This window comes from Acidovorax sp. LjRoot117, from assembly GCF_964252695.1.
Classification (GTDB): Bacteria; Pseudomonadota; Gammaproteobacteria; order Burkholderiales; family Burkholderiaceae_C; genus Acidovorax.
In genome coordinates this window covers 103,626-123,068 of sequence record NZ_CAXUPO020000007.1, presented here as the reverse complement: position 1 = coordinate 123,068, position 19,443 = coordinate 103,626, and the positions used below count along the sequence as shown (strand labels likewise).

The 19,443-nt window shown below is 66.8% G+C and carries 17 protein-coding genes and 6 tRNA genes; 5 read left to right on the top strand and 18 right to left on the bottom strand.

The genetic code is table 11. The annotated features are described in order from the left end of the window. Positions 1–4 precede the first annotated feature (4 nt). From ACSQ3D_RS18430 to ACSQ3D_RS18410, 5 genes are all read right to left on the bottom strand, one after another. The gene (locus ACSQ3D_RS18430) at positions 5–994 is read right to left on the bottom strand and encodes a 2-hydroxyacid dehydrogenase (protein WP_436127857.1); all 990 of its coding nucleotides are present in this window, start codon (positions 992–994) and stop codon (positions 5–7) included. Between the two features lie 172 nt (positions 995–1,166). Beyond that, positions 1,167–2,528, bottom strand: a complete 1,362-nt coding sequence (locus ACSQ3D_RS18425) for a sodium:proton antiporter (protein WP_436127925.1) — start codon at positions 2,526–2,528, stop codon at positions 1,167–1,169. A 219-nt stretch (positions 2,529–2,747) separates the two neighbouring features. Beyond that, positions 2,748–3,968, bottom strand: a complete 1,221-nt coding sequence (pncB, locus tag ACSQ3D_RS18420; RefSeq protein ID WP_056419266.1) for a nicotinate phosphoribosyltransferase — start codon at positions 3,966–3,968, stop codon at positions 2,748–2,750. Between the two features lie 208 nt (positions 3,969–4,176). Beyond that, the gene (locus tag ACSQ3D_RS18415; protein ID WP_436127856.1) at positions 4,177–4,683 is read right to left on the bottom strand and encodes an acyl-CoA thioesterase; all 507 of its coding nucleotides are present in this window, start codon (positions 4,681–4,683) and stop codon (positions 4,177–4,179) included. Beyond that, positions 4,680–5,618, bottom strand: a complete 939-nt coding sequence (locus ACSQ3D_RS18410; protein WP_436127855.1) for a histone deacetylase family protein — start codon at positions 5,616–5,618, stop codon at positions 4,680–4,682. The genes ACSQ3D_RS18415 and ACSQ3D_RS18410 overlap by 4 nt, the downstream gene beginning before the upstream one ends. A gap of 200 nt (positions 5,619–5,818) precedes the next feature. Here ACSQ3D_RS18410 and ACSQ3D_RS18405 point away from each other — a divergent pair, with 200 nt between their 5' ends. From ACSQ3D_RS18405 to ACSQ3D_RS18395, 3 genes are all read left to right on the top strand, one after another. Next, complete coding sequence (locus tag ACSQ3D_RS18405) at positions 5,819–6,367, top strand: phasin family protein (RefSeq protein ID WP_056419257.1); 549 nt, start codon at positions 5,819–5,821, stop codon at positions 6,365–6,367. A gap of 355 nt (positions 6,368–6,722) precedes the next feature. Beyond that, positions 6,723–7,775, top strand: a complete 1,053-nt coding sequence (locus tag ACSQ3D_RS18400) for an extracellular solute-binding protein (RefSeq protein ID WP_056419255.1) — start codon at positions 6,723–6,725, stop codon at positions 7,773–7,775. A 167-nt stretch (positions 7,776–7,942) separates the two neighbouring features. Further along, positions 7,943–8,701, top strand: a complete 759-nt coding sequence (locus tag ACSQ3D_RS18395; RefSeq protein ID WP_056171789.1) for a 3-hydroxyacyl-CoA dehydrogenase — start codon at positions 7,943–7,945, stop codon at positions 8,699–8,701. Between the two features lie 220 nt (positions 8,702–8,921). Here ACSQ3D_RS18395 and ACSQ3D_RS18390 read toward each other — a convergent pair whose 3' ends face one another. Together ACSQ3D_RS18390 and ACSQ3D_RS18385 are read right to left on the bottom strand one after the other, a co-directional pair. Continuing rightward, entirely contained in the window at positions 8,922–10,181 is a 1,260-nt protein-coding gene (locus ACSQ3D_RS18390; RefSeq protein ID WP_436127854.1) for an MFS transporter, read from the bottom strand. Next, positions 10,181–10,738 carry an N-acetyltransferase family protein gene (locus ACSQ3D_RS18385; protein WP_436127853.1) on the bottom strand — a complete coding sequence of 186 codons (558 nt, stop codon included), beginning with the start codon at positions 10,736–10,738 and terminating at the stop codon, positions 10,181–10,183. Before ACSQ3D_RS18385 ends, ACSQ3D_RS18390 begins: the two co-directional genes overlap by 1 nt. Positions 10,739–10,924: 186 nt before the next feature. Here ACSQ3D_RS18385 and ACSQ3D_RS18380 point away from each other — a divergent pair, with 186 nt between their 5' ends. Then, complete coding sequence (locus tag ACSQ3D_RS18380) at positions 10,925–11,821, top strand: LysR family transcriptional regulator (RefSeq protein ID WP_436127852.1); 897 nt, start codon at positions 10,925–10,927, stop codon at positions 11,819–11,821. Between the two features lie 326 nt (positions 11,822–12,147). Here ACSQ3D_RS18380 and ACSQ3D_RS18375 read toward each other — a convergent pair. The 11 genes from ACSQ3D_RS18375 to folC all read right to left on the bottom strand — a co-directional run bounded on the left by ACSQ3D_RS18375 (position 12,148) and on the right by folC (position 18,965). After that, positions 12,148–12,224: transfer RNA gene (locus ACSQ3D_RS18375), tRNA-Asp, on the bottom strand. Between the two features lie 51 nt (positions 12,225–12,275). Then, positions 12,276–12,351: transfer RNA gene (locus ACSQ3D_RS18370), tRNA-Glu, on the bottom strand. A gap of 27 nt (positions 12,352–12,378) precedes the next feature. Beyond that, positions 12,379–12,454: transfer RNA gene (locus tag ACSQ3D_RS18365), tRNA-Ala, on the bottom strand. Between the two features lie 64 nt (positions 12,455–12,518). After that, positions 12,519–12,595: transfer RNA gene (locus tag ACSQ3D_RS18360), tRNA-Asp, on the bottom strand. Positions 12,596–12,647: 52 nt separating this feature from the next. Next, positions 12,648–12,723 (bottom strand) — tRNA-Glu (locus ACSQ3D_RS18355). A gap of 30 nt (positions 12,724–12,753) precedes the next feature. Next, positions 12,754–12,829: transfer RNA gene (locus ACSQ3D_RS18350), tRNA-Ala, on the bottom strand. A 65-nt stretch (positions 12,830–12,894) separates the two neighbouring features. Continuing rightward, positions 12,895–14,325, bottom strand: coding sequence for a glutamate--tRNA ligase (gene gltX, locus ACSQ3D_RS18345; RefSeq protein WP_436127851.1), 1,431 nt, complete (start codon positions 14,323–14,325; stop codon positions 12,895–12,897). Positions 14,326–14,631: 306 nt separating this feature from the next. Then, on the bottom strand, positions 14,632–16,137 hold the full coding sequence (purF, locus tag ACSQ3D_RS18340) for an amidophosphoribosyltransferase (RefSeq protein ID WP_436127850.1): 1,506 nt from the start codon (positions 16,135–16,137) through the stop codon (positions 14,632–14,634). An 84-nt stretch (positions 16,138–16,221) separates the two neighbouring features. After that, the gene (locus ACSQ3D_RS18335) at positions 16,222–16,710 is read right to left on the bottom strand and encodes a CvpA family protein (RefSeq protein WP_396504588.1); all 489 of its coding nucleotides are present in this window, start codon (positions 16,708–16,710) and stop codon (positions 16,222–16,224) included. Between the two features lie 28 nt (positions 16,711–16,738). Next, the gene (locus tag ACSQ3D_RS18330) at positions 16,739–17,605 is read right to left on the bottom strand and encodes an SPOR domain-containing protein (RefSeq protein ID WP_436127849.1); all 867 of its coding nucleotides are present in this window, start codon (positions 17,603–17,605) and stop codon (positions 16,739–16,741) included. 34 nt (positions 17,606–17,639) lie between these two features. Further along, the gene (gene folC, locus ACSQ3D_RS18325) at positions 17,640–18,965 is read right to left on the bottom strand and encodes a bifunctional tetrahydrofolate synthase/dihydrofolate synthase (RefSeq protein ID WP_436127848.1); all 1,326 of its coding nucleotides are present in this window, start codon (positions 18,963–18,965) and stop codon (positions 17,640–17,642) included. A 48-nt stretch (positions 18,966–19,013) separates the two neighbouring features. Between folC and ACSQ3D_RS18320 the strand changes: the two genes are divergently transcribed. Further along, a complete protein-coding gene (locus ACSQ3D_RS18320; RefSeq protein WP_436127847.1) occupies positions 19,014–19,400 on the top strand; it encodes an arsenate reductase in 387 nt (128 codons plus the stop codon). Positions 19,401–19,443 lie beyond the last annotated feature (43 nt).

Here is a 19,443-nt window from a genome sequence, read left to right as displayed (position 1 = left end):
AAATTCAGCCGCGGTTCGGTGCGGCGGGCGCGTTCACCGGCGTGAGCGCACCGCGTCCCTCGAAGAACGCGATCAGGTTGTCGGCCGCCAGGTTGGCCATGGCGCGGCGCGTGGGCACGGTGGCGCTGGCGATGTGGGGCGTGAGCACCACGTTCGGCACGGTCAGCAGATCAGGATGCACGCTGGGCTCGCCTTCGAACACATCCAGGCCCGCCGCCGCAATGCGCCCGTCACGCAGGGCCACGGCCAGCGCCGCGTCGTCCACGATGCCGCCGCGGGCGATGTTGACCAGCGTGGCGGTGGGCTTCATCAGCGCCAGTTCTGCCGCGCCGATGGTGTGGTGCGACGCAGCTGTGTAGGGCACCACCAGCACCACGTGGTCGGCGGTGGCGAGCAGCTCTCGCTTGCCGACATACGTGGCCTTGCACTCGGCTTCGAGCTCGGCCGACAGGCGCGAGCGGTTGTGATAGACCACCTTCATGCCAAAGCCGTGCGCGCCGCGCCGCGCAATGCCCTGGCCGATGCGCCCCATGCCGATGATGCCCAGCGTGCTGCCGTGGATGTCGCTGCCGGAGAACATGTCGTAGCTCCACTTGGTCCACTTCCCGGCGCGCAGGTAGTGCTCCGACTCCGTCATGCGGCGCGCGGTGGCCATCAGCAGCGCAAAGCCGAAGTCGGCCGTGGTCTCGGTCAGCACATCGGGCGTGTTGGTGCCCCACACGCCGGCGGCCGTCATCGCGTCCACGTCGAAGTTGTTGTAGCCCACCGCCATGTTGGCCACGATCTTCAACCGCGGCGCGGCCGCCAGCAGCGCCGCGTCGATGCGCTGGCTGCCGGTGGTGAAGGCGCCGTCCTTGTCGGCCAGGCGCTCGGCCAGCTCGGCCGGGGACCAGATGGTGTCATCGGGGTTGTCCAGCACGTCGAAATGCTGGCGCAGGCGGTCCACGATGTCCGGGAAGATCGCACGCGCGACCAGGATGCGGGGCTTGCTCATATTCTCATCTCCAAGGTGTTCGCGAGGTCAGTCGCCGTGTGAAACCTGCGCTGCCCAGGCCAGTGGCCGCCGGGCAAAGGCAGCCCTGCAGCGAGGGCGGCGTCCCCCTTCCCGCAACGCGCAGCGGTGCGAGAGAAGGGGGAAGCGGCGCAGCCGCTCAGGGGGATGTACATCATCTGAACCAGATGAATGTCATGACAAGAAACAGCGGCACCAGGATGCCGCCCGACCAGAGCATGTAGCCGAAGAAGCTGGGCATCTTCACGCCCCGGTCTTCGGCGATGGCCTTGACCATCATGTTGGGCGCGTTGCCGATGTAGGTGTTGGCGCCCATGAACACGGCGCCCGCCGAGATGGCAGCGAGCGTGGGGGCCAGCGTGGTCATCAGCACGGCCGGGTCGCCCCCTGCCGTGTTGAAGAACACCAGGTAGGTCGGCGCGTTGTCGAGGAACGAGCTGAGCACGCCCGTGGCCCAGAAGTACATCGCCGGGTCGGCCGTGCCATCCGGCCGGGTGACGGCCCGCACCACGGCGCCGAACGGGCCGTCCGTGCCGGCCTTGAGCATCGCGATGACCGGGATGATGGTGAGGAAGATGCCTGCGAAGAGCTTGGCCACCTCCTGCATCGGGGCCCAGCCGAACTGGTTGTCGTCGTGGACCTTGCGCGGCGTGAGCCACAGCGATGCCAGCGTGACGGCCACAAGGCCTGCGTCCCGCACGATGCCGGGCAGGCCCACCGGGGTGCCCATCACGTCGAACACGACGGGCGACTTCCAGAACCCGCTGAGCAGTACCAGCGCCACCACCACGCCCAAGAGGGCGAAGTTGAGCTTGCCGTCAAAGCCGAAGGAGCGCGCACCGCCGGTGGCGGGCGTGGGGTCGCGCGGCAGCACTTCGGCCCCTTGCCGGTAGAACCAGGAATCGAGCGCAAAGAACAGCACCAGCAGGGTGCCGATGAGGAACATTGTCTCCGGCAGGATGTGGCCCACGGTCCAGAAGAAGTCCACGCCCTTGAGGAACCCCAGGAACAGCGGCGGGTCGCCCAGCGGCGTGAGCGAGCCGCCGGCGTTGGACACGATGAAGATGAAGAACACCACCACATGCACCACGTGCTTGCGGTTGTCGTTGGCACGGATCAGCGGGCGGATCAGCAGCATGGACGCGCCGGTGGTACCCATGAAGCTGGCCAGCACCGCGCCCAGGGCCAGCAGCCCCGTGTTCAGCCCCGGGCTGCCGTGCAGGTTGCCGCGGATGTAGATGCCGCCCGCCACGGTGTACAGCGCGGTGAGCAGGATCACGAAGGGGATGTACTCCGCCAGCAGCGCATGCACCAGGTTCGCGCCCGCCACCGCCGGCCCGAAGGCCACGGCGAAGGGCAGCAAGAACGCCAGGCCCCAGGCAGCGGCTACCTTGCCGAAGTGGTGGTGCCAGAAGATGGGCGCGAGCAGCGGCATGAGCGCGATGGACAGCAGGATGCCCGCAAACGGCACGCCCCACAGCACCGACAGCGTGCTCCCATCCAGATCGGCGGCCATCGCACCACCGGGCCATGCCGCGAACCAAAGCGCCACGGCCGACAGCCTGCGCGCCGACTTCAAGATATGCGTTGTCTCCATCTCGCTCCAATAATCATTTGTGGCGCCCCATCGCGAGGTGCCGACGGGTGCCGATGAATGCCGCCGATGCGACGGAATGCGGCCCAATGCCGCCGGGCACCGGCAAAGCGCACGCCCTGCTGGCCCCGCCCCGCTGGATCAGGCGGTCTGGGGAATATCGAACACCTGGCGCAGGTACGCCAGGTACTTTTCATCGTCGCACATGCCCTTGCCAGGCGTGTCCGACAGCTTGGCCACGGGCTGGTCGTTGCAGCGGGTCATTTTGATGACGACCTGCAGCGGCTCGTGCGCGGGCGGGCTGCCCAGGTCGTTGGTCAGGTTGGTGCCGATGCCGAACGCCAGCTGGCAGCGCCCGCGGAACTGCTGGTACAGCTCGACGGTGCGCGGCACCGTGAGCGCGTCGCTGAAGATCAGCGTCTTGGTCAGCGGGTCCACGCGGTTCTTGCGGTAGTGCTCCAGGAGGCGCTCGCCCCAGGCGAAAGGGTCGCCGCTGTCGTGGCGCGCGCCGTCGAACAGCTTGCAGAAGTACAGGTCGAAGTCGCGCAGGAAGGCGCTCATGCCGTACACGTCCGACAGGGCGATGCCCAGGTCGCCGCGGTATTCCTTGGCCCACACTTCGAAGCCGAAGACCTGGCTGTCGCGCAGGCGCGGGCCCAGGGCCTGGCAGGCCTGCAGGTACTCGTGCGCCATGGTGCCGAGCGGGGTCACGCCCAGCTTCATCGCGTACAGCACGTTGCTGGTGCCGGCGAACTGGCCAGGCCCTGCCGGCGCGCCGGGGCGGCGGTCGCCCGTGCCCAGGCGGGCCACCAGCACGCGCAGCACTTCCTCATGCCAGGCGCGGCTGAAACGGCGGCGCGTGCCGTAGTCGGCGATCTTGAGGTCCGACAGGCCCTCGGCCTGCAGCTGCGCGATCTTGGTATCCAGGCGCCGGCGGCCTTCGGGAAAATCGGGCACCTTCTGCGTGTTGCGGAAGTACACCTCGTTGATGATCGCCAGCACCGGGATCTCGAACAGGATGGTGTGCAGCCAGGGCCCGCGGATGGCGATGTCGATCTCCCCATTGTGCAGCGGCGTGACGGTGATGTATTTCTCGTTGAGCCTGAACAGCCCCAGGAAGTCCACGAAATCGCTCTTGATGAAGCGCATGGACCGCAGGTAGGCCAGCTCCGCGTCCTGGAAATGCAGGCTGCACAGCGAACGGATCTCGTCCCGGATCTCGTTGGCGAACGGCGCCAGCTGCACGCCCGGGTTGCGGCACTTGAACTTGTATTCGACCTGCGCTCCCGGAAACTGGTGCAGCACGACCTGCATCATGGTGAACTTGTACAGGTCGGTGTCGAGCAGGCTGGTGATGATCATGGACGGTGCGGGCGCAGAGAAGGCCGGGGATGCAGGGGGCCGTACAGCAAAGCCGCAAAGTGTAGGCCATGCCGCCGTGCGGCGCTGGGAAGCCCCTTGGGACCCGACGCACCCCGCGCACCCGGCGCTTTCAAGCCCAAAAGCGCCCTGCCGCTTGATGGTCGGGCGCGAGGAGCTATTAAATCAATAGCACCCGTAATGCAGGCGCTCAGCCCGTGACCACCAGCGCCTGCAGCACCTGGCGCAGTGCGTCGGGCACCGGCACGGGGCGGCGGGTTTCACGGTCCACGTACACATGGATGAAGTGCCCGGCGGCGGCGGTCATGGGCTCGCCCTGCGCGAACAGGCCCACTTCGTAGCGCACGCTGGAGCTGCCCAGCTTCGCCACCCGGATGCCTGCCTCCACCGTCTGCGGGAAGGCCAGCGGCGCGAAGTAGTTGCACTGGGTCTCGATCACGAGGCCGATGGTGCCGCCCGCGTGGATGTCGAGCACGCCCTGCTCGATGAGGTGCGCGTTCACCGCCGTGTCGAACCAGCTGTAGTAGACGACGTTGTTCACATGGCCGTAGACGTCGTTGTCGGCCCAGCGCGTGGTGATGGGGCGAAACGCGCGGTAGGCGCTGCGCGGCTGCGGCGCCGGGCGTGCTGCCGCGGGGGCGGCTGCGGTCACGGTGTCTGGACGGGTGGCGTGGGGGGGGCTGGCGGCGGACGTCATGGCCGCACATTCTGCCAGCGCTGGTGGTACTCCCAGGCCACGCGCCAGGTGTTGAGCTGCGCCGTCAGGGTGTCTTCCATGTCGCGCCCGTAGCCGCCCGCCATCGCGAAGACCAGCGGCAGCCGCCGCTGCCAGGCCCAGTCGAAGACGTGTCGGTCCCGCGCTTCCAGGCCGTCGTGCGTGAGGCCCAGGCGGCCCAGGCGGTCGCCTTCGTGCGGGTCGGCGCCGGCCAGGTAGAACACCAGCTGCGGGGTGAAGCGTTGCTCCAGGGCGTCCAGCGCGTGCGACAGCGCCTCCAGGTAGGCGTTGTCGGTGCAGCCGTCGGGCAGCTCCACATCCAGGTCGCTCGCCTCCTTGCGAAACGGGAAGTTGCGGGCGCCGTGCAGCGACAGCGTGAACACGCTGTGATCGCCCTGAAAGATGTGCGCCGTGCCGTTGCCCTGGTGCACGTCCAGGTCGATGACCGCCACGCTGAGCGGCTGGGTGTGGCGGCCCCGCGCCCTGGCGCGCTCCACCTGCATCAGCCGCGCGGCCACCGCCACGTCGTTGAACACGCAAAAGCCGCTGCCCTTGTGGGCGTACGAATGGTGCGTGCCGCCGGCCAGGTTGCCCGCCACGCCTTCCTGCAGCGCCACGCGGCTCGCAGCCACCGTGGCGCCCACCGAGCGGCGGGCGCGCTCGGCCATGGCGGGGCTCCAGGGGAAGCCGATCTCGCGCTGCGCCGGGGCGGGCAGCGTGCCGTCGGCAATGGCGTCGATGTAGCTGCTGTCGTGCGCCAGGGCCAGTTCGCTGTCGGCGGCGGGCTGCGCCACCTGCAGCGACACGCCCGGCAGGTGCTGGGCGATGCGGTCGCGCAGCAGGCGGTACTTGGCCATGGGAAAGCGGTGGCCTTCGGGCAGGGGCAGCACAAACTGGTCGGCGTAATAGGCGTGCATGACGTGATTGTGGCAAGCCGCGGATTCCTGAGGGCGCGCCTCTAATTTGCTGCATCGCAACAAAAACCTCTTGCAAACCCGCACCAAGTCCTTAAAATTCGATCCATGCTGCACTGCAACATGACTTGATGAGTCAGGGCCAGCGCAGATGTCTTGTGAACCACCATGGCCCGCCGGGCCCCATTCTTAGGAGATATGACATGACGCTGACCGCTGAACAAATCCTCGCTTCCCACAAAGCCAACCTCGAAACCCTGTTCGGTCTGACGACCAAGGCTTTCGAAGGCGTGGAAAAGCTCGTCGAGCTGAACGTGACCGCCTCGCGCGCCGCACTGACCGAAGCCGCCAACCACAGCCAGGCTGTGCTGGGCGTGAAGGACGCGCAAGAGCTGCTGGCCCTGCAAGCCGGCCTGTTCCAGCCCCTGGCTGAAAAGACCGCTGCCTACAGCCGTCACCTGTACGACATCGCCTCCGGCACCGGCGCCGAATTCGGCAAGGCTTTCGAAAGCCAGGCTGCTGACGCCCAACGCGCCTTCACCGGCCTGGTCGACAGCGCCGCGAAGAACGCTCCCGCCGGTTCCGAAACCGCCGTCGCCGTGATGAAGAGCGCCGTCTCTGCCGCCAACAACGCTTTTGAATCGGTCCAGAAGGCTGTCAAGCAAGCGTCCGACGTGGCCGAAGCCAACTTCAACGCCGTGGCCAGCACCGCTGCCAACGCCGCCAAGACGGCCGCTCCCCGCAAGCGCTGAGCCCAGGGCACGCGGTCTGGAGAGCAACCTCTAGGCCGTTTTCAGGGCTTACCCTGATAATCCCATCACGCGCTGCAGCCCCGGTTGCAGCGCACGAGTTGTCTCCTTGGATCCTCGCGAAACCCCCGTTTCCAGGATCCCTTCAAAGCCCGGTTCTGCCGGGCTTTTTTTTGCCTGCGCGCCGGGTGTCCCGGGCCGCAGCGCAGGTGTGGCGCCTGGCACACCCGCCACCCATCTCCACGGTGACCCAGGTCAGCCCTGCCCCCGCATACCCATAGAAACCCAGACGTTTATTAAGAATAATTCGCGTTTGGTTTTATCATCGCGGGTGTTACAAACCCCGAAAGACGCATCCATGTCGAAGACCGTGAAAGCCCTGCTCTGCACCTGCGCACTGGCCGCCGCCGCTGGCGCCGTTTCTGCCCAGGAGCAGGTCGTGAACCTCTACTCGGCCCGCCACTACTCCACCGACGAAGCGCTGTACACCGGCTTCACCAAGGCCACCGGCATCAAGATCAACCGCGTGGATGCGGACGACGCAGGCATCCTGGCCCGCCTGAAGGCCGAAGGCGCGGCGTCCCCCGCCGACGTGATCCTGCTGGTCGATGCCGCCCGCCTGTACAAGGGCGAGGTGGACGGCCTGTTCCAGCCCGTCAAGTCCCAGGTGCTGAACGACGCCATCCCTGCCAACCTGCGCAGCACGCCCACCGCGGACGGCAGCATCGCCTGGTACGGCCTGTCCACCCGGGCCCGCGTCATCGTCTACAACAAGATCAAGGTCGAAAAGGCCGACGTCGACACCTATGAAGAGCTGGGCGACCCCAAGAACAAGGGCAAGCTGTGCATCCGCTCCGGCTCGCACCCGTACAACCTGAGCCTCTTCGGCGCCGTGACCGAGCACCTGGGCGAGCAAAAGGCCGAGGCCTGGCTCAAGGGCATGGTGGCCAACCTGGCCCGTCCTCCCAAGGGCGGCGACACGGACCAGATCAAGGCCGTGGCCTCCGGCGAATGCGATATCGCCGTCACCAACAGCTACTACCTGGCGCGCATGATGCGCTCCAACAAGCCCGAAGACGTGGCCGTGGTCAACAAGGTGGGCGTGGTGTTCCCCAACCAGGAGTCCTGGGGCACCCACCTGAACATCGCCGGCGGCGCCGTGGCCAAGCACTCCAAGAACCAGGCCAACGCCGTCAAGTTCCTGGAATACCTGGCCAGCCCCGAAGCGCAGAACTACTTTGCCAACGGCAACAACGAATGGCCCGCCGCCAAGGGCGTGGCGCTGGACAACCCCGCACTCAAGGCCATGACCAACAACAAGCCTTTCAAGAGCGAAACCATCCCGATCAGCGCCGTCGGCGCCAACGTGACCAAGGTGCAGCAGATGCTGGACCGCGTGGGCTTCCAGTAAGTCGAAACATAAGCAGCCCCTGCCCGCAGCCGCCCTGGCTGCGCGCGGCAGCCCCCAGCAGCCCGGTAACGCCGGGCTGCTTTTTTTGCGCCTGCAAAGCTGCAAGGCACAGCGGCACATCGGCCATAATTGACGTTTACGTTAACGTCACTTACAGGAGACACCTCATGGACATCAAGGGCAAGGTATTCATCGTCACCGGCGGCGCATCGGGCCTGGGCGAAGGCACGGCGCGCATGCTGGCCGCGCAGGGCGGCACGGTGGTCATCGCCGACATGCAGGCCGACAAGGGCGAAGCCGTGGCCCGCGACATCGGTGGCGCCTTCGTGAAGTGCGACGTGAGCAACGAGGCCGACGGCCAGGCCGTGGTGGCCAAGGCCGTGTCCCTGGGCAAGCTGATGGGCCTGGTCAACTGCGCCGGCATCGCACCGGCCGAGAAGACCGTGGGCAAGAACGGCGCGCACGCGCTGGCCGTGTTCAGCAAGACCGTCACGGTCAACCTGATCGGCAGCTTCAACATGATCCGCCTGGCCGCCGAAGCCATGAGCAAGAACGAGCCCGAGGCCACCGGCGAGCGCGGCGCCCTGATCTCCACCGCCAGCGTGGCCGCCTACGACGGCCAGATCGGCCAGGCGGCGTATGCAGCCTCCAAGGGCGGCGTGGTAGGCATGACCCTGCCCATCGCCCGCGACCTGGCCCGCAACGGCATCCGCAACATGACCATCGCCCCCGGCATCTTCGGCACGCCCATGCTGTTCGGCATGCCGCAAGAGGTGCAGGACGCACTGGCCGCTGGCGTGCCATTCCCCAGCCGACTGGGCACACCGCAGGACTACGCCAAGCTCGTGCAGCACATTTTTGAGAACGACATGCTCAACGGCGAGGTGATCCGCCTGGACGGCGCGATCCGCCTGGCGCCGAAGTAATTCACCCCGTGAGTCGCTTCGCGCCTCGGTGCCCCCGCCAGAAGCGCTGGCTCTTCGGGCACATCCAACGCTGCGCAGCAGGCTTGGAGCCGCGGCCCTCGGCCCCCTCTCGTCTCGCTGCGCGAGTGGAGAGGGGGCGCTCCCAGAGCACGTAAGCAAAGCGCCGCCTGCGCGGCTTGGCGGCCCTCGCGCGGGAACACTGGCCTTGGTCGCGCCAGTGTCAAGAGTCGGCTACCGCGCTTCTTGCCCGAGCCCCAAAGCGCAGCAGCAGCGCCATCGATGCCGCACACACCAGTGCCGCCACCGCAACCGACATCCATAGCGCTGCCGCCGCACCATACCCATCCATGACCGCCGCATAGACCACCGGCGCACAGGCCGACAGCACAAAGCCGGGTGCGACCAGACGCCCGACGAACGCGCCGTAGGTGCGGTGGTCGAACAGCACCAGCGGCAGCGTGCCGCGCGCAATGGTGAGCAGGCCATTGCACGCGCCGTACAGCAGCACGAACACCCAGGCCGCAGCCAACACCTGCCGCGACGCTGCGCCTGCCAGGAAGGCCAGCGGCAGCAGCGCGCAGGCCAATGCCCCCAGTGCGAGCGGATGCAGCCTGGCGCCGAACAGCACCTCGGCCACCCGTGCCGCCGACTGGCCCACGCCGCGCAGCGATGCGACGCCCACCGCCAATGGCAGCGCCAGGCCCAGGCCTGCCAGCAGCCCCACCAGGTGCGCCGACATGCCTGCATTCAGAAAATTCACGAGCGTCGTCATCGCGGCAAAGAGCACGGCCGCGAGCGCGCGCTCGGCCCCTTCTCGGGCCAAGGGTTCGGGGTGCGCGGGCAAGGCCGCTGCGGCAGCTGGGTCGCCGTCGCTGAATGCGGCCGCCGGGCCCGGCAGCGCCAGGTGCAGCGGCACCGTCAGCAGTGCCAGCCCTGCATACACCAGCAAGGCCACGCGCCAGCCGGCCCCGTCCGCCAAGGCATGCCCCAGCGGCCAGAAAGCCGTCGCCGCCAGGCCGCCCAGCAGCGTGATCTGCGCCATGGGACGGCGCGCGTGCGGCCCCGCCCAATGGGCCAGCGCCGCAAAGGCTGCGTCGTACAGCGTCAGGCGCATCGCCAGTCCCATCACCGCCCACGCGGCGTAATACAGCACCACCCCATGGGCGGCGGCAAGGCCCAGGCAGCCAGCGGCCAGCCCCAGCGATCCCCACACCATCACCCGGCGCCCACCCCACCGGTCCACCCAGCGCCCGGCGGCGGCAGAGACGCACCCCATCACCAGCAATGCCACGGCGAAGCCGCCATGCACGGTGGTGCGCGCCCAGCCCAGGTCCTGCACCATGGCCTCGTCCAGTGCGCCGATCAGGTAGTACGAAATGCCCCAGCAGATGAACTGCGAGACTCCCAGGCACAAGACCACGCGACCGCTCAGGTGCGGAGCGCGCGCCGCGGTGGCCGCGCCGCCGGCAAGGCCTGGCACTACGCCACCCCGCGCGTTCCGGGTGCTGCACCACCCGGTGCGCGGGCCGGCAGCGCGCCATCGCCGGCGCCCAGCGGGCGCTGCATCAGCACGGTGTCCAGCCACCGGCCTTTCTTGAAGCCCACCGAACGCAGCGCACCGATGCGTTCAAAACCCATGCGCGCATGCAGCGCCAGGGAGCCAGCGTTTTCGTCGCCCTGCCCGACCACGGCGAGCATCTGGCGCCACGGCCCGGGCTCGCACTGCCGGATGACCGCGCCCAGCAGCGCCGCGCCGATGCCACGCCCCGCAAGGCCCGGCGCGACATACACGGAATCTTCCACCGTGTGCCGGTACGCCGAACGGGCGCGGTACGGCGTGGCGTAGGCAAACCCGACCACCTGGCCCTCCAGCTCTGCCACGAGATAGGGCAGCCCTGCAGCCAGCACCGCCGCGTGGCGCGCGCGCAGGTCGTCGACACCGGGGGGCACCTCTTCGAACGAGGCCAGCCCATGCAGCACATGGTGTGCGTACAGCGCCTGGATGGCCGGCAGGTCGCCGTCGTGTGCGGGGCGCACGGCGCATGCCTTGGAGGGCGCTCCGCCCGCAGCGCCGGGCGCCGAAAGCCCGGCCGGGGTGCCTGCGGAGAGAGAAGACAAGGAGGGTGAAAAGGGCGTCAAGGTGTGCATGTCTGCCAGTGTGGCCAGATCCTTGCCATAAAAGAAGCTTTCTCAATTTATGCAAAGTATGAGAAATTCTTTGGCATGGAACGCATCAACCTCGACCAATTGCACGGCTTTGCCACCGCCATCGAACTGGGCAGCTTTTCTGCCGCGGCGCAGCGCCTGGACCTGACCCAGCCGGCCGTCAGCCTGCAGGTGCGCCAACTGGAAAAGCGCCTGGGCACCGTGCTGATCGAACGGGTCGGCCGGGTGCTGCGGCCCACGGCAGCGGGCGCCGAGTTGCTGACGCATGTGGGGCGCATCGATGCCGCCGTGAGCGAGGCGATCGACGCCGTGTCGCGCCATGCCGACGGCAGCACCGGCCGCGTGCGCCTGGGCACGGGCGCCACGGCCTGCATCTTTCTGCTGCCGCCGGTGCTGCGGTCACTGCGGAAGCGGTTTCCAGGCCTCGACATCACGGTGAGCACGGGCAACACCGCAGACATCGTGCAGGCGGTGGAGGGCAACCTGCTGGACCTGGGCCTGGTCACGCTGCCCGCCAGCGGGCGGATGCTGGAGGTGATACCCGTGCTCAAGGACCCCTTCGTCGCCATTGCGCCCCAGGGCACGGGGCTGCCCGCACGCGTCACCGCGAGGGAACTGGCGCGCCACCCGGTACTGCTCTATGAGCCCGGCGGCCAGACCCGGCGCCTCGCGGACGCCTGGTTTGCGCGGGCCGGCGTGGCGCTGCAGCCTGCCATGTCGCTGGGCAGCGTGGAGGCGATCAAGGAGCTGGTCGCTGCAGGGCTGGGCTGCGCCGTGCTGCCGGGCATGGCGGTGCAAGGCGCGCACCGTGGACATGGCGGACATGGCGGCACGCTGGAAGTGCGGCCCTTGTCGCCACCCCTGCGCCGCACCCTGGCCGTGGTGATGCGCCGGGACAAAAAGCTGCACTGGGGGTTGCGCGAGACGGTGGCAGCGCTGCGTGCGGTGGAATGAGGAGGTGATGGCAGGTGTGGGTCGCGTGCCATTGGCTTGGAGCGCATGCAGAAGCGCCACGGCGAGCACACACCCCTGGACCCGCACCGGAAAACCCAAGGCCGAACGCTGCCACATCCAACAACGGATTACCCAGCGGCAGAAAATCGCCACCGGCATGTCACGCGGTCCGCCTTTTCGGTCTGCCATTTATCGGTGCCGAGGTTTTACCACTGCGCATGCGGTAGAAAAACAGGCAGGCAAAGAAAAACGGACTGCAGTCATGAAAACTGCAGTCCGTTTATTTTTGATCACCCCACAACAAAATCTGCTGCGTGGCGAAAATCTGGCGGAGTGGACGGGACTCGAACCCGCGACCCCCGGCGTGACAGGCCGGTATTCTAACCAACTGAACTACCACTCCTGGCAGGCAGCTTTCGCTTGCATTCTTCAACACAAGCCAAGCGCTACAACTTGGCGACCCTACGGGGATTCGAACCCCGGTACTCACCGTGAAAGGGTGATGTCCTAGGCCTCTAGACGATAGGGTCAAAACCTTGGAACTAACCGACAAACTGTGGTGGAGGTAAACGGGATCGAACCGATGACCTCTTGCATGCCATGCAAGCGCTCTCCCAGCTGAGCTATACCCCCACGGATCTCTGGACGAATCCAAAGAAAAACCCTTGCATATCAAAGACCTGCAAGGGCTTTTGACTGGCGGAGTGGACGGGACTCGAACCCGCGACCCCCGGCGTGACAGGCCGGTATTCTAACCAACTGAACTACCACTCCTGGCAGGCAGCTTTCGCTTGCATTTCATCAACACAAGCCAAGCGCTACAACTTGGCGACCCTACGGGGATTCGAACCCCGGTACTCACCGTGAAAGGGTGATGTCCTAGGCCTCTAGACGATAGGGTCAAAACCTTGGAACTAACCGAACTCAAATTGTGGTGGAGGTAAACGGGATCGAACCGATGACCTCTTGCATGCCATGCAAGCGCTCTCCCAGCTGAGCTATACCCCCACTGAATGACTCTCAACACACTGTGTTTGTTGTCATCATCTGAGCCTTGAATTATAGACAGATTTTTAGCGGTTTCGCAAACGCGCTACAACTTTTTCACGTCCGACCAATTCCAGCACCGCATCGACCGATGGCGTGTGGGCCGTGCCCACCGTCAGCACGCGCGCGGGCATGGCCAGTTGTGGCATCTTCAGGCCCTGGCTCGCCAGCACCTGCTTGAACGCAGCGCTGATGGAGGCCTTGTCCCATGCGCAGGCAGACAGGGCATCTGCCAGTGCGTCCAGTGCGGGGGCGATGGCTTCGGTGACATGCTGGGCGCGCTCGGCGTCCACCGGGGTCACGTCGCCGTAGAACACCTGCGCCCAGTTGGCGAGGGCCACGGTGGTGTCGCAGCGGTCCTTGAACAGTGCGCAGATGCGCACCAGCCGGCCGTCGGCCAGCGCCTGCGCAGAGATGCCCCGCTGCTGCAGCTGCGGCGCCACCAGGGCGGCCAGTGCATCGTCGGCCAGGGCCTTGATGTGCTGCGCATTCACCCAGCGCAGCTTGGCTTCGTCGAACTGCGCGGCGCTGCGACCCAGGTGGTCCAGGTTGAACCAGGCCAGAAACTGCTCGCGGCTGAAAATCTCGTCGTCACCGTGGCTCCAGCCCAGGCGCGCCAGATAGTTGACCATGGCATCGGGCAGATAGCCTTCGTCACGGTACTGCGTGACGGGTTTGGCGCCGTTGCGCTTGCTCATCTTCTCGCCCTGCTCATTGAGCACGGTGGGCAGGTGGGCGTACACCGGTGGCTCCTTGCCCAGCGCACGGAAGATGTTGATCTGGCGCGGCGTGTTGTTCACATGGTCGTCGCCGCGGATCACGTGGGTGATGTCCATGTCGATGTCGTCCACCACCACGCAGAAGTTATAGGTGGGCGTGCCGTCGGGGCGCGCGATCACCAGGTCATCGAGTTCGTCGTTGCTGATCTCGATGCGGCCCTTGACCTTGTCGTCCCAGGCGACCACGCCGCCCTGCGGGTTCTTGAAGCGCAGCACGGGCAGCACGCCTTCGGGAATGGCGGGCAGGGTCTTGCCGGGCTCGGGGCGCCACGTGCCGTCGTAGCGCGGCTTTTCCTTGGCGGCCATCTGCTTCTCGCGCAGGGCATCGAGCTCGGCAATGCTCATGTAGCAGGGGTACACCAGGCCCGTGGCCTTGAGGTCTTCGAGCACGGCGCGGTAGCGGTCCATGCGCTGCATCTGGTAGAACGGGCCCTCGTCGGGCTGCATGTTCAGCCACTCCATGCTCTCCAGGATCACGTCCACCGCCACCTGGCTCGAGCGCTCGACATCGGTGTCTTCGATGCGCAGGATGAAGTCGCCGCCCATGGCGCGCGCAAAGGCCCAGGGGTACAGCGCCGAGCGGATGTTGCCCAGGTGGATGAAGCCGGTGGGCGACGGTGCGAACCGGGTGCGCACGCGGCCGGTGGCGGGGGTGGAGGTGTTGTTCTGGTCGGTCATAGTCTTGCTGGGTGGGCCGCCCTGCCCTGGCCAATGCCGGGAGTGCGCGGGCGGCGGTCAATGCCAAATGATAAATGCCGTGCCGCGGGCGGATGTCCGCAGGCCTGAAACGGCACGGGCGCCCCGACTGGTCGGCGCGCCCATGGGCGGATATTCAGTGAGCAAAGCGCGCGGTGCACAAAGCGCCGCACCAAAAACTATCCTGCGGGTTTGGATTCAGCCGGATAACTAGGCGGGGAGCCGCAGACAGTGCTGTAGCACGGCAAGGCTCCCCAACGACGTTAGCCGGTTGAAGGTAAAGCCGCGTCACGCGTCCTGTGCGTTGGGCAGGGCCAGGCGCGAGGTGTCTTCCTCGTTTTCTTCCACACCCACGCGGCCTTCGTTCAGGCGCACGATGTCTTCGGCGGTGATATCGCCCGTGACGTAGGTGCCGTCAAAGCACGATGCGTCGAAGCCGACGATCGCCTTGTTGAGCGAGCCCACGGCCTTCTTCATGCCGTCCACGTCCTGGTAGATCAGCGCGTCGCAGCCGATGACCTGGCGGATCTCCTCGACGGTGCGGCCATGCGCCACCAGTTCGCTGCTGGTGGGCATGTCGATGCCGTACACATTGGGGTAGCGCACCGGTGGCGCGGCGCTGGCCAGGTAGACGTTGCGCGCACCGGCATCGCGCGCCATCTGCACGATCTCGCGGCTGGTGGTGCCGCGCACGATGGAGTCGTCCACCAGCAGCACGTTGCGGCCCTTGAACTCGCTGGCGATCACGTTGAGCTTCTGGCGCACGGATTTCTTGCGCACGCCCTGCCCGGGCATGATGAAGGTGCGGCCCACGTAGCGGTTCTTGACGAAGCCTTCGCGGTACGGCACGCCCAGCAGGTGCGCCAGCTGCGTGGCGCTGGGGCGGCTCGACTCGGGGATGGGGATGATCACGTCGATTTCATTGGGCGGCACGGTGGAGACCACGCGCTTGGCCAAGGCCTCGCCCAGGTTCAGGCGGGCCTGGTACACCGAGATGCCGTCCAGGACCGAATCGGGGCGCGCCAGGTAGACGAACTCGAAGATGCAGGGGTTGAGCTGCGGGTTCTCGGCGCACTGGGCCGAATGCACGGTGCCATCGAGCGTGATGAACACGGCTTCGCCGGGCTCGACGTTGCGTTCGAACACGTGCGAGGTGCCTTCCAGGGCCACCGATTCGCTGCCCACCATGACGTTGCCGTCCGCACTGCGGCCGATCGCCAGCGGGCGGATGCCGTGCGGGTCGCGAAAGGCCAGCAGGCCGTGGCCGGCGATCATGGCGATCACGGCATACGAGCCCTTGATGCGCTTGTGCACGGCGCGCACGGCGGTGAAGACATCTTCGGGGCGCAGCGGCACGCCGGCTGTGGCACGCTCGAGCTCGTGCGCGAACACGTTGAGCAGCACTTCCGAGTCGCTCTCGGTGTTGGTGTGGCGGTGGTCGGTCTGGAACAGCTCCGTGCGCAGGGTCTGGGCGTTGGTCAGGTTGCCGTTGTGCACCAGCACCAGGCCGAAAGGCGCATTCACGTAGAAGGGCTGGGCCTCTTCCTCGCTGTAGGCATTGCCGGCGGTGGGGTAGCGCACCTGGCCCAGGCCCACGTTGCCGGGCAGGGCCCGCATGTTGCGCGTGCGGAACACGTCGCGGACCATGCCCTTGGCCTTGTGCATGAAGAACTTGCGGCCCTGCTGGGTCACGATGCCTGCTGCGTCCTGGCCGCGGTGCTGCAGGAGCAGCAGTGCGTCATAGATCAGCTGGTTGACGGGCGTTGTGCTGACGACGCCGACGATTCCACACATAAGTTTTTTCCATCCGTTTGCGGGAACAGCCCCGCGGTAATGACACAACGGCAGCTTCTGGCCGCCGCCACGTCGATATCCACCTCAGGAAGGCAGATGCCTTCCAAATTCTTCCGGTAACGCCGGTTTCAACCCCTTGAGCAACTCGGCCAATACCGGCGCACCCCACGACTCCTGCCACCAGGGCGCCTCATGCAGGGGTGTGAGGCCCGCCACCACGGCCACGGCCAGCAGCAGCACCAGGCCCCGGAGCACCCCGAACACCGCACCCAGCGTGCGGTCTGCAGGGCGCAGCCCGATGGCCTCGACCAGCTTCTTGGCCAGCCAGGTCAGAAAGCCACACGCAAACACCGACGCCACAAACACCACTGCAAATCCGGCGGCATAGCGCAGCGACCCGGCCGACTCGCCCATCGGCAGCAGGGCCGCCATGTCTTCGGCGAACCATTGCGCCACAAAAAATGACACCACCCACCCGAGCAGCGACAGCACCTCGAACACCAGGCCGCGCCACGCGCCGATCAGCATCGACGCCAGCAGCACCGCCACAAAAATCCAGTCCAGGGCCGCCACGGACACGTTCGGTCAGCTGCTGCGGGGCCTAGAGCGTCAGCACGGAAGCCGACAGGTCCAGCGCCTTGATGCGGGCGGCGGCCTTGTCGGCCTCGGCACGGTCGGCGAAGGGCCCGACGCGAACCCGCGTGCGCTTGCCATCCTTGGTGTCCACCACCTGCGTATAGGTCTTCATGCCGGATCGCTCGACCTTGGTGCGTGCCTCGCGGGCCTTTTCGGCGTCGGCGAAGGCACCCACCTGCACGATGAACCGGCTTTCGTCGGTCTTGGCCGCAGTGGCTGGCGCTGCGGGCTCGGCCTGGCGGCCTTCGAGCAGTGCACGCGCGCGCGCCGCATCGTCGGGCCGGGTGACCGGCTTGTGCTCTGGCGCAGGTTTGGGTTCGGGCTTGGGCTCCGGCTTCGCTTCAGGCTTGGCGGGCGTGGCTGCAGCCACTGCAGGCCTGGATGCTGCGGGGCGCGACGAGCCTTGCACCAGTTCTTCGCCATCCGTCAGTCCATTGCCGGGCGAGGCGCTGCGGGAAGGCGTGGGTGCCGGCGCGGGTGCCGGGCGCTGCGCAGGCGCGGCAGTCTCTGCAGCCGGAGGCGTTGCGGGCCGGGGCGCGGCAGCTGCGGGCGCCTGCGCCACCGGGCCGGGCACCACCAGCGGTGCGACCTTGTTGCGGTCGGGGATCTCGATGGGAATGTCGACCGGGATCGGCCGGGGCTGCGTGTCGAACAGCATGGGAAAGCCGATGACGCCCACCAGCACCAGCACAGCCGCACCGATGAGCCGGTGGCGGGCACGCCGCCGCATCACTTCGATGCTGTCCGCCTGCGGGGCACGCGGACGCTTGGCGGGCTTTTCGGCCGGCGCCTGCTCACTCTGACCGGGCCAGCGAAACTTGAAAAATGCCATGGAGTAACGACTCGTTCAGACCTCGGATGCGTCCCTATTGGCCCAGATGTTTGGCGTGCAGGCGGGGCGTGCCGTTGACCAACACACCGCCCACCGTGAAAAACGAGCCAAAGACCACGATTCTATCAGCGGGGTCTGCCGCCTCGACCGCTGCCTGCAGGGCTGCCACGGGGTCTGCGTGCAAGCTCGACTCCACATCGCGGCGCCCGCCCGCCACCATGTGCACGGCGTTCCATTTCTGCTGCAGCACGGCTGCCGTCTCGGCCCGGGGCGTGGGCAGGTTGGTGAAGTACCAGCGGTCGATCAGCGGCCCCACCTTGGCCAGCATGGGCGCCAGGTCCTTGTCGGCCATGGCTCCGAAAACTGCGTGGGTGGTGGGAAAGAACCCCATCGCATCCAGATTGGCCGTGAGCGCCGCCACCGAATGCGGGTTGTGCGCCACGTCCAGCACCAGCGTCGGCTGGCCCGGCACGATCTGGAAGCGGCCGGGCAGCTCGACCATGGCCAAGCCGTTGCGCACCGCCTGGGCGGTGACGGGAATGCGTTCGCGCAGAGCTTCGAACGCCGCCAGCACGCCCGACGCGTTGATCAGCTGGTTGGCGCCGCGCAGCGACGGGTAGGCCATGCCGGCGTAGCGGCGGCCCCGCCCGGCCCAGCTCCACTGCTGCTTGTCGCCCGAAAAGTTGAAGTCCTTGCCAAAGCGCCACAGGTCCGCCCCGATCTCCAGGGCGTGGTCCACCACGCTCTGCGGAGCCATCGGGTCGCTGACCACCACGGGGCGGCCGGTGCGCATGATGCCGGCCTTTTCGCGGCCGATGCTCTCCCGGTCAGGGCCCAGGAACTCGGTGTGGTCGATGTCGATGCTGGTGATGATGGCGCAGTCGGCATCGATCACGTTGGTGGCGTCGAGCCGCCCGCCCAGGCCCACCTCCAGGATGGCCAGGTCCAGGCGCGACTGGCTCATCAGGCGCAGGATGGCCAACGTGGTGAATTCAAAATACGTGAGCGAAATTTCATCGCCGTTTTGCACCCTGGCGCTTTCCACGGCAGCGAAGTGCGCTATCAAATCAGAAGCACCCACGATCTCGCCGTGGATGCGGCAGCGTTCTTCAAAGTGCACCAGGTGGGGCGAGGTGTACACCCCCGTGCGATAGCCCGACTGCAGGGCCACGGCCTCCAGCATGGCGCAGGTGGAGCCTTTGCCGTTGGTGCCTGCCACGGTGATCACGGGGCAGTCGAAGCGCAGCGCCATGCGCTGGGCCACCTCGCGCACACGGTCGAGGCCCATGTCGATGTTGCGGGGGTGCAGCTGCTCGCAGTGGCGCAGCCAGTCTTCCAGGGTGTGATGGGTGGTGTGCATACAGGGCGGGATTGTCGCCCACCGCGCAATTGCCGGATGATGTGCGCCATGACAACCTCACACATCACTCTCTACGGCATTCCCAACTGCGACACGGTCAAGAAATCCCGCGCCTGGTTCACGGAACAGGGGCTGGAGCATGTGTTCCACGACTTCAAGAAACAGGGCGTGCCCGCCGACCGGTTGCCCGGCTGGATGAACGCCGTAGGCTGGGAAAAGCTGGTCAACCGCCAGGGAACCACCTGGCGCAAGCTCGACTCCGACACCCAGTCGGCCGTGAAGGATGAAAGCAGTGCCGGCACCCTCCTCCAGGCCCAGCCCAGTGTCGTCAAGCGCCCGGTGGTGGAGTGGCACCAAGGGGGCAAGACCCATGTTTCAGTGGGTTTTGTGCCGGATCAGTGGCTGGCTTGGCGCGGAGAGGGCGAAAAAGCCTGAATCAATGCGTGAAGACCGGAGATATCGCACAAATCTTTACGCA

Bases quoted from the DNA above. Each gene is read 5' to 3' on its own strand.
- ACSQ3D_RS18430 (WP_436127857.1), bottom strand. From the start codon at position 994: ATGAGCAAGCCCCGCATCCTGGTCGCGCGTGCGATCTTCCCGGACATC.
- ACSQ3D_RS18425 (WP_436127925.1), bottom strand. From the start codon at position 2,528: ATGGCCGCCGATCTGGATGGGAGCACGCTGTCGGTGCTGTGGGGCGTG.
- pncB (WP_056419266.1), bottom strand. From the start codon at position 3,968: ATGATCATCACCAGCCTGCTCGACACCGACCTGTACAAGTTCACCATG.
- ACSQ3D_RS18415 (WP_436127856.1), bottom strand. From the start codon at position 4,683: ATGACGTCCGCCGCCAGCCCCCCCCACGCCACCCGTCCAGACACCGTG.
- ACSQ3D_RS18410 (WP_436127855.1), bottom strand. From the start codon at position 5,618: ATGCACGCCTATTACGCCGACCAGTTTGTGCTGCCCCTGCCCGAAGGC.
- ACSQ3D_RS18405 (WP_056419257.1), top strand. From the start codon at position 5,819: ATGACGCTGACCGCTGAACAAATCCTCGCTTCCCACAAAGCCAACCTC.
- ACSQ3D_RS18400 (WP_056419255.1), top strand. From the start codon at position 6,723: ATGTCGAAGACCGTGAAAGCCCTGCTCTGCACCTGCGCACTGGCCGCC.
- ACSQ3D_RS18395 (WP_056171789.1), top strand. From the start codon at position 7,943: ATGGACATCAAGGGCAAGGTATTCATCGTCACCGGCGGCGCATCGGGC.
- ACSQ3D_RS18380 (WP_436127852.1), top strand. From the start codon at position 10,925: ATGGAACGCATCAACCTCGACCAATTGCACGGCTTTGCCACCGCCATC.
- gltX (WP_436127851.1), bottom strand. From the start codon at position 14,325: ATGACCGACCAGAACAACACCTCCACCCCCGCCACCGGCCGCGTGCGC.
- purF (WP_436127850.1), bottom strand. From the start codon at position 16,137: ATGTGTGGAATCGTCGGCGTCGTCAGCACAACGCCCGTCAACCAGCTG.
- ACSQ3D_RS18330 (WP_436127849.1), bottom strand. From the start codon at position 17,605: ATGGCATTTTTCAAGTTTCGCTGGCCCGGTCAGAGTGAGCAGGCGCCG.
- folC (WP_436127848.1), bottom strand. From the start codon at position 18,965: ATGCACACCACCCATCACACCCTGGAAGACTGGCTGCGCCACTGCGAG.
- ACSQ3D_RS18320 (WP_436127847.1), top strand. From the start codon at position 19,014: ATGACAACCTCACACATCACTCTCTACGGCATTCCCAACTGCGACACG.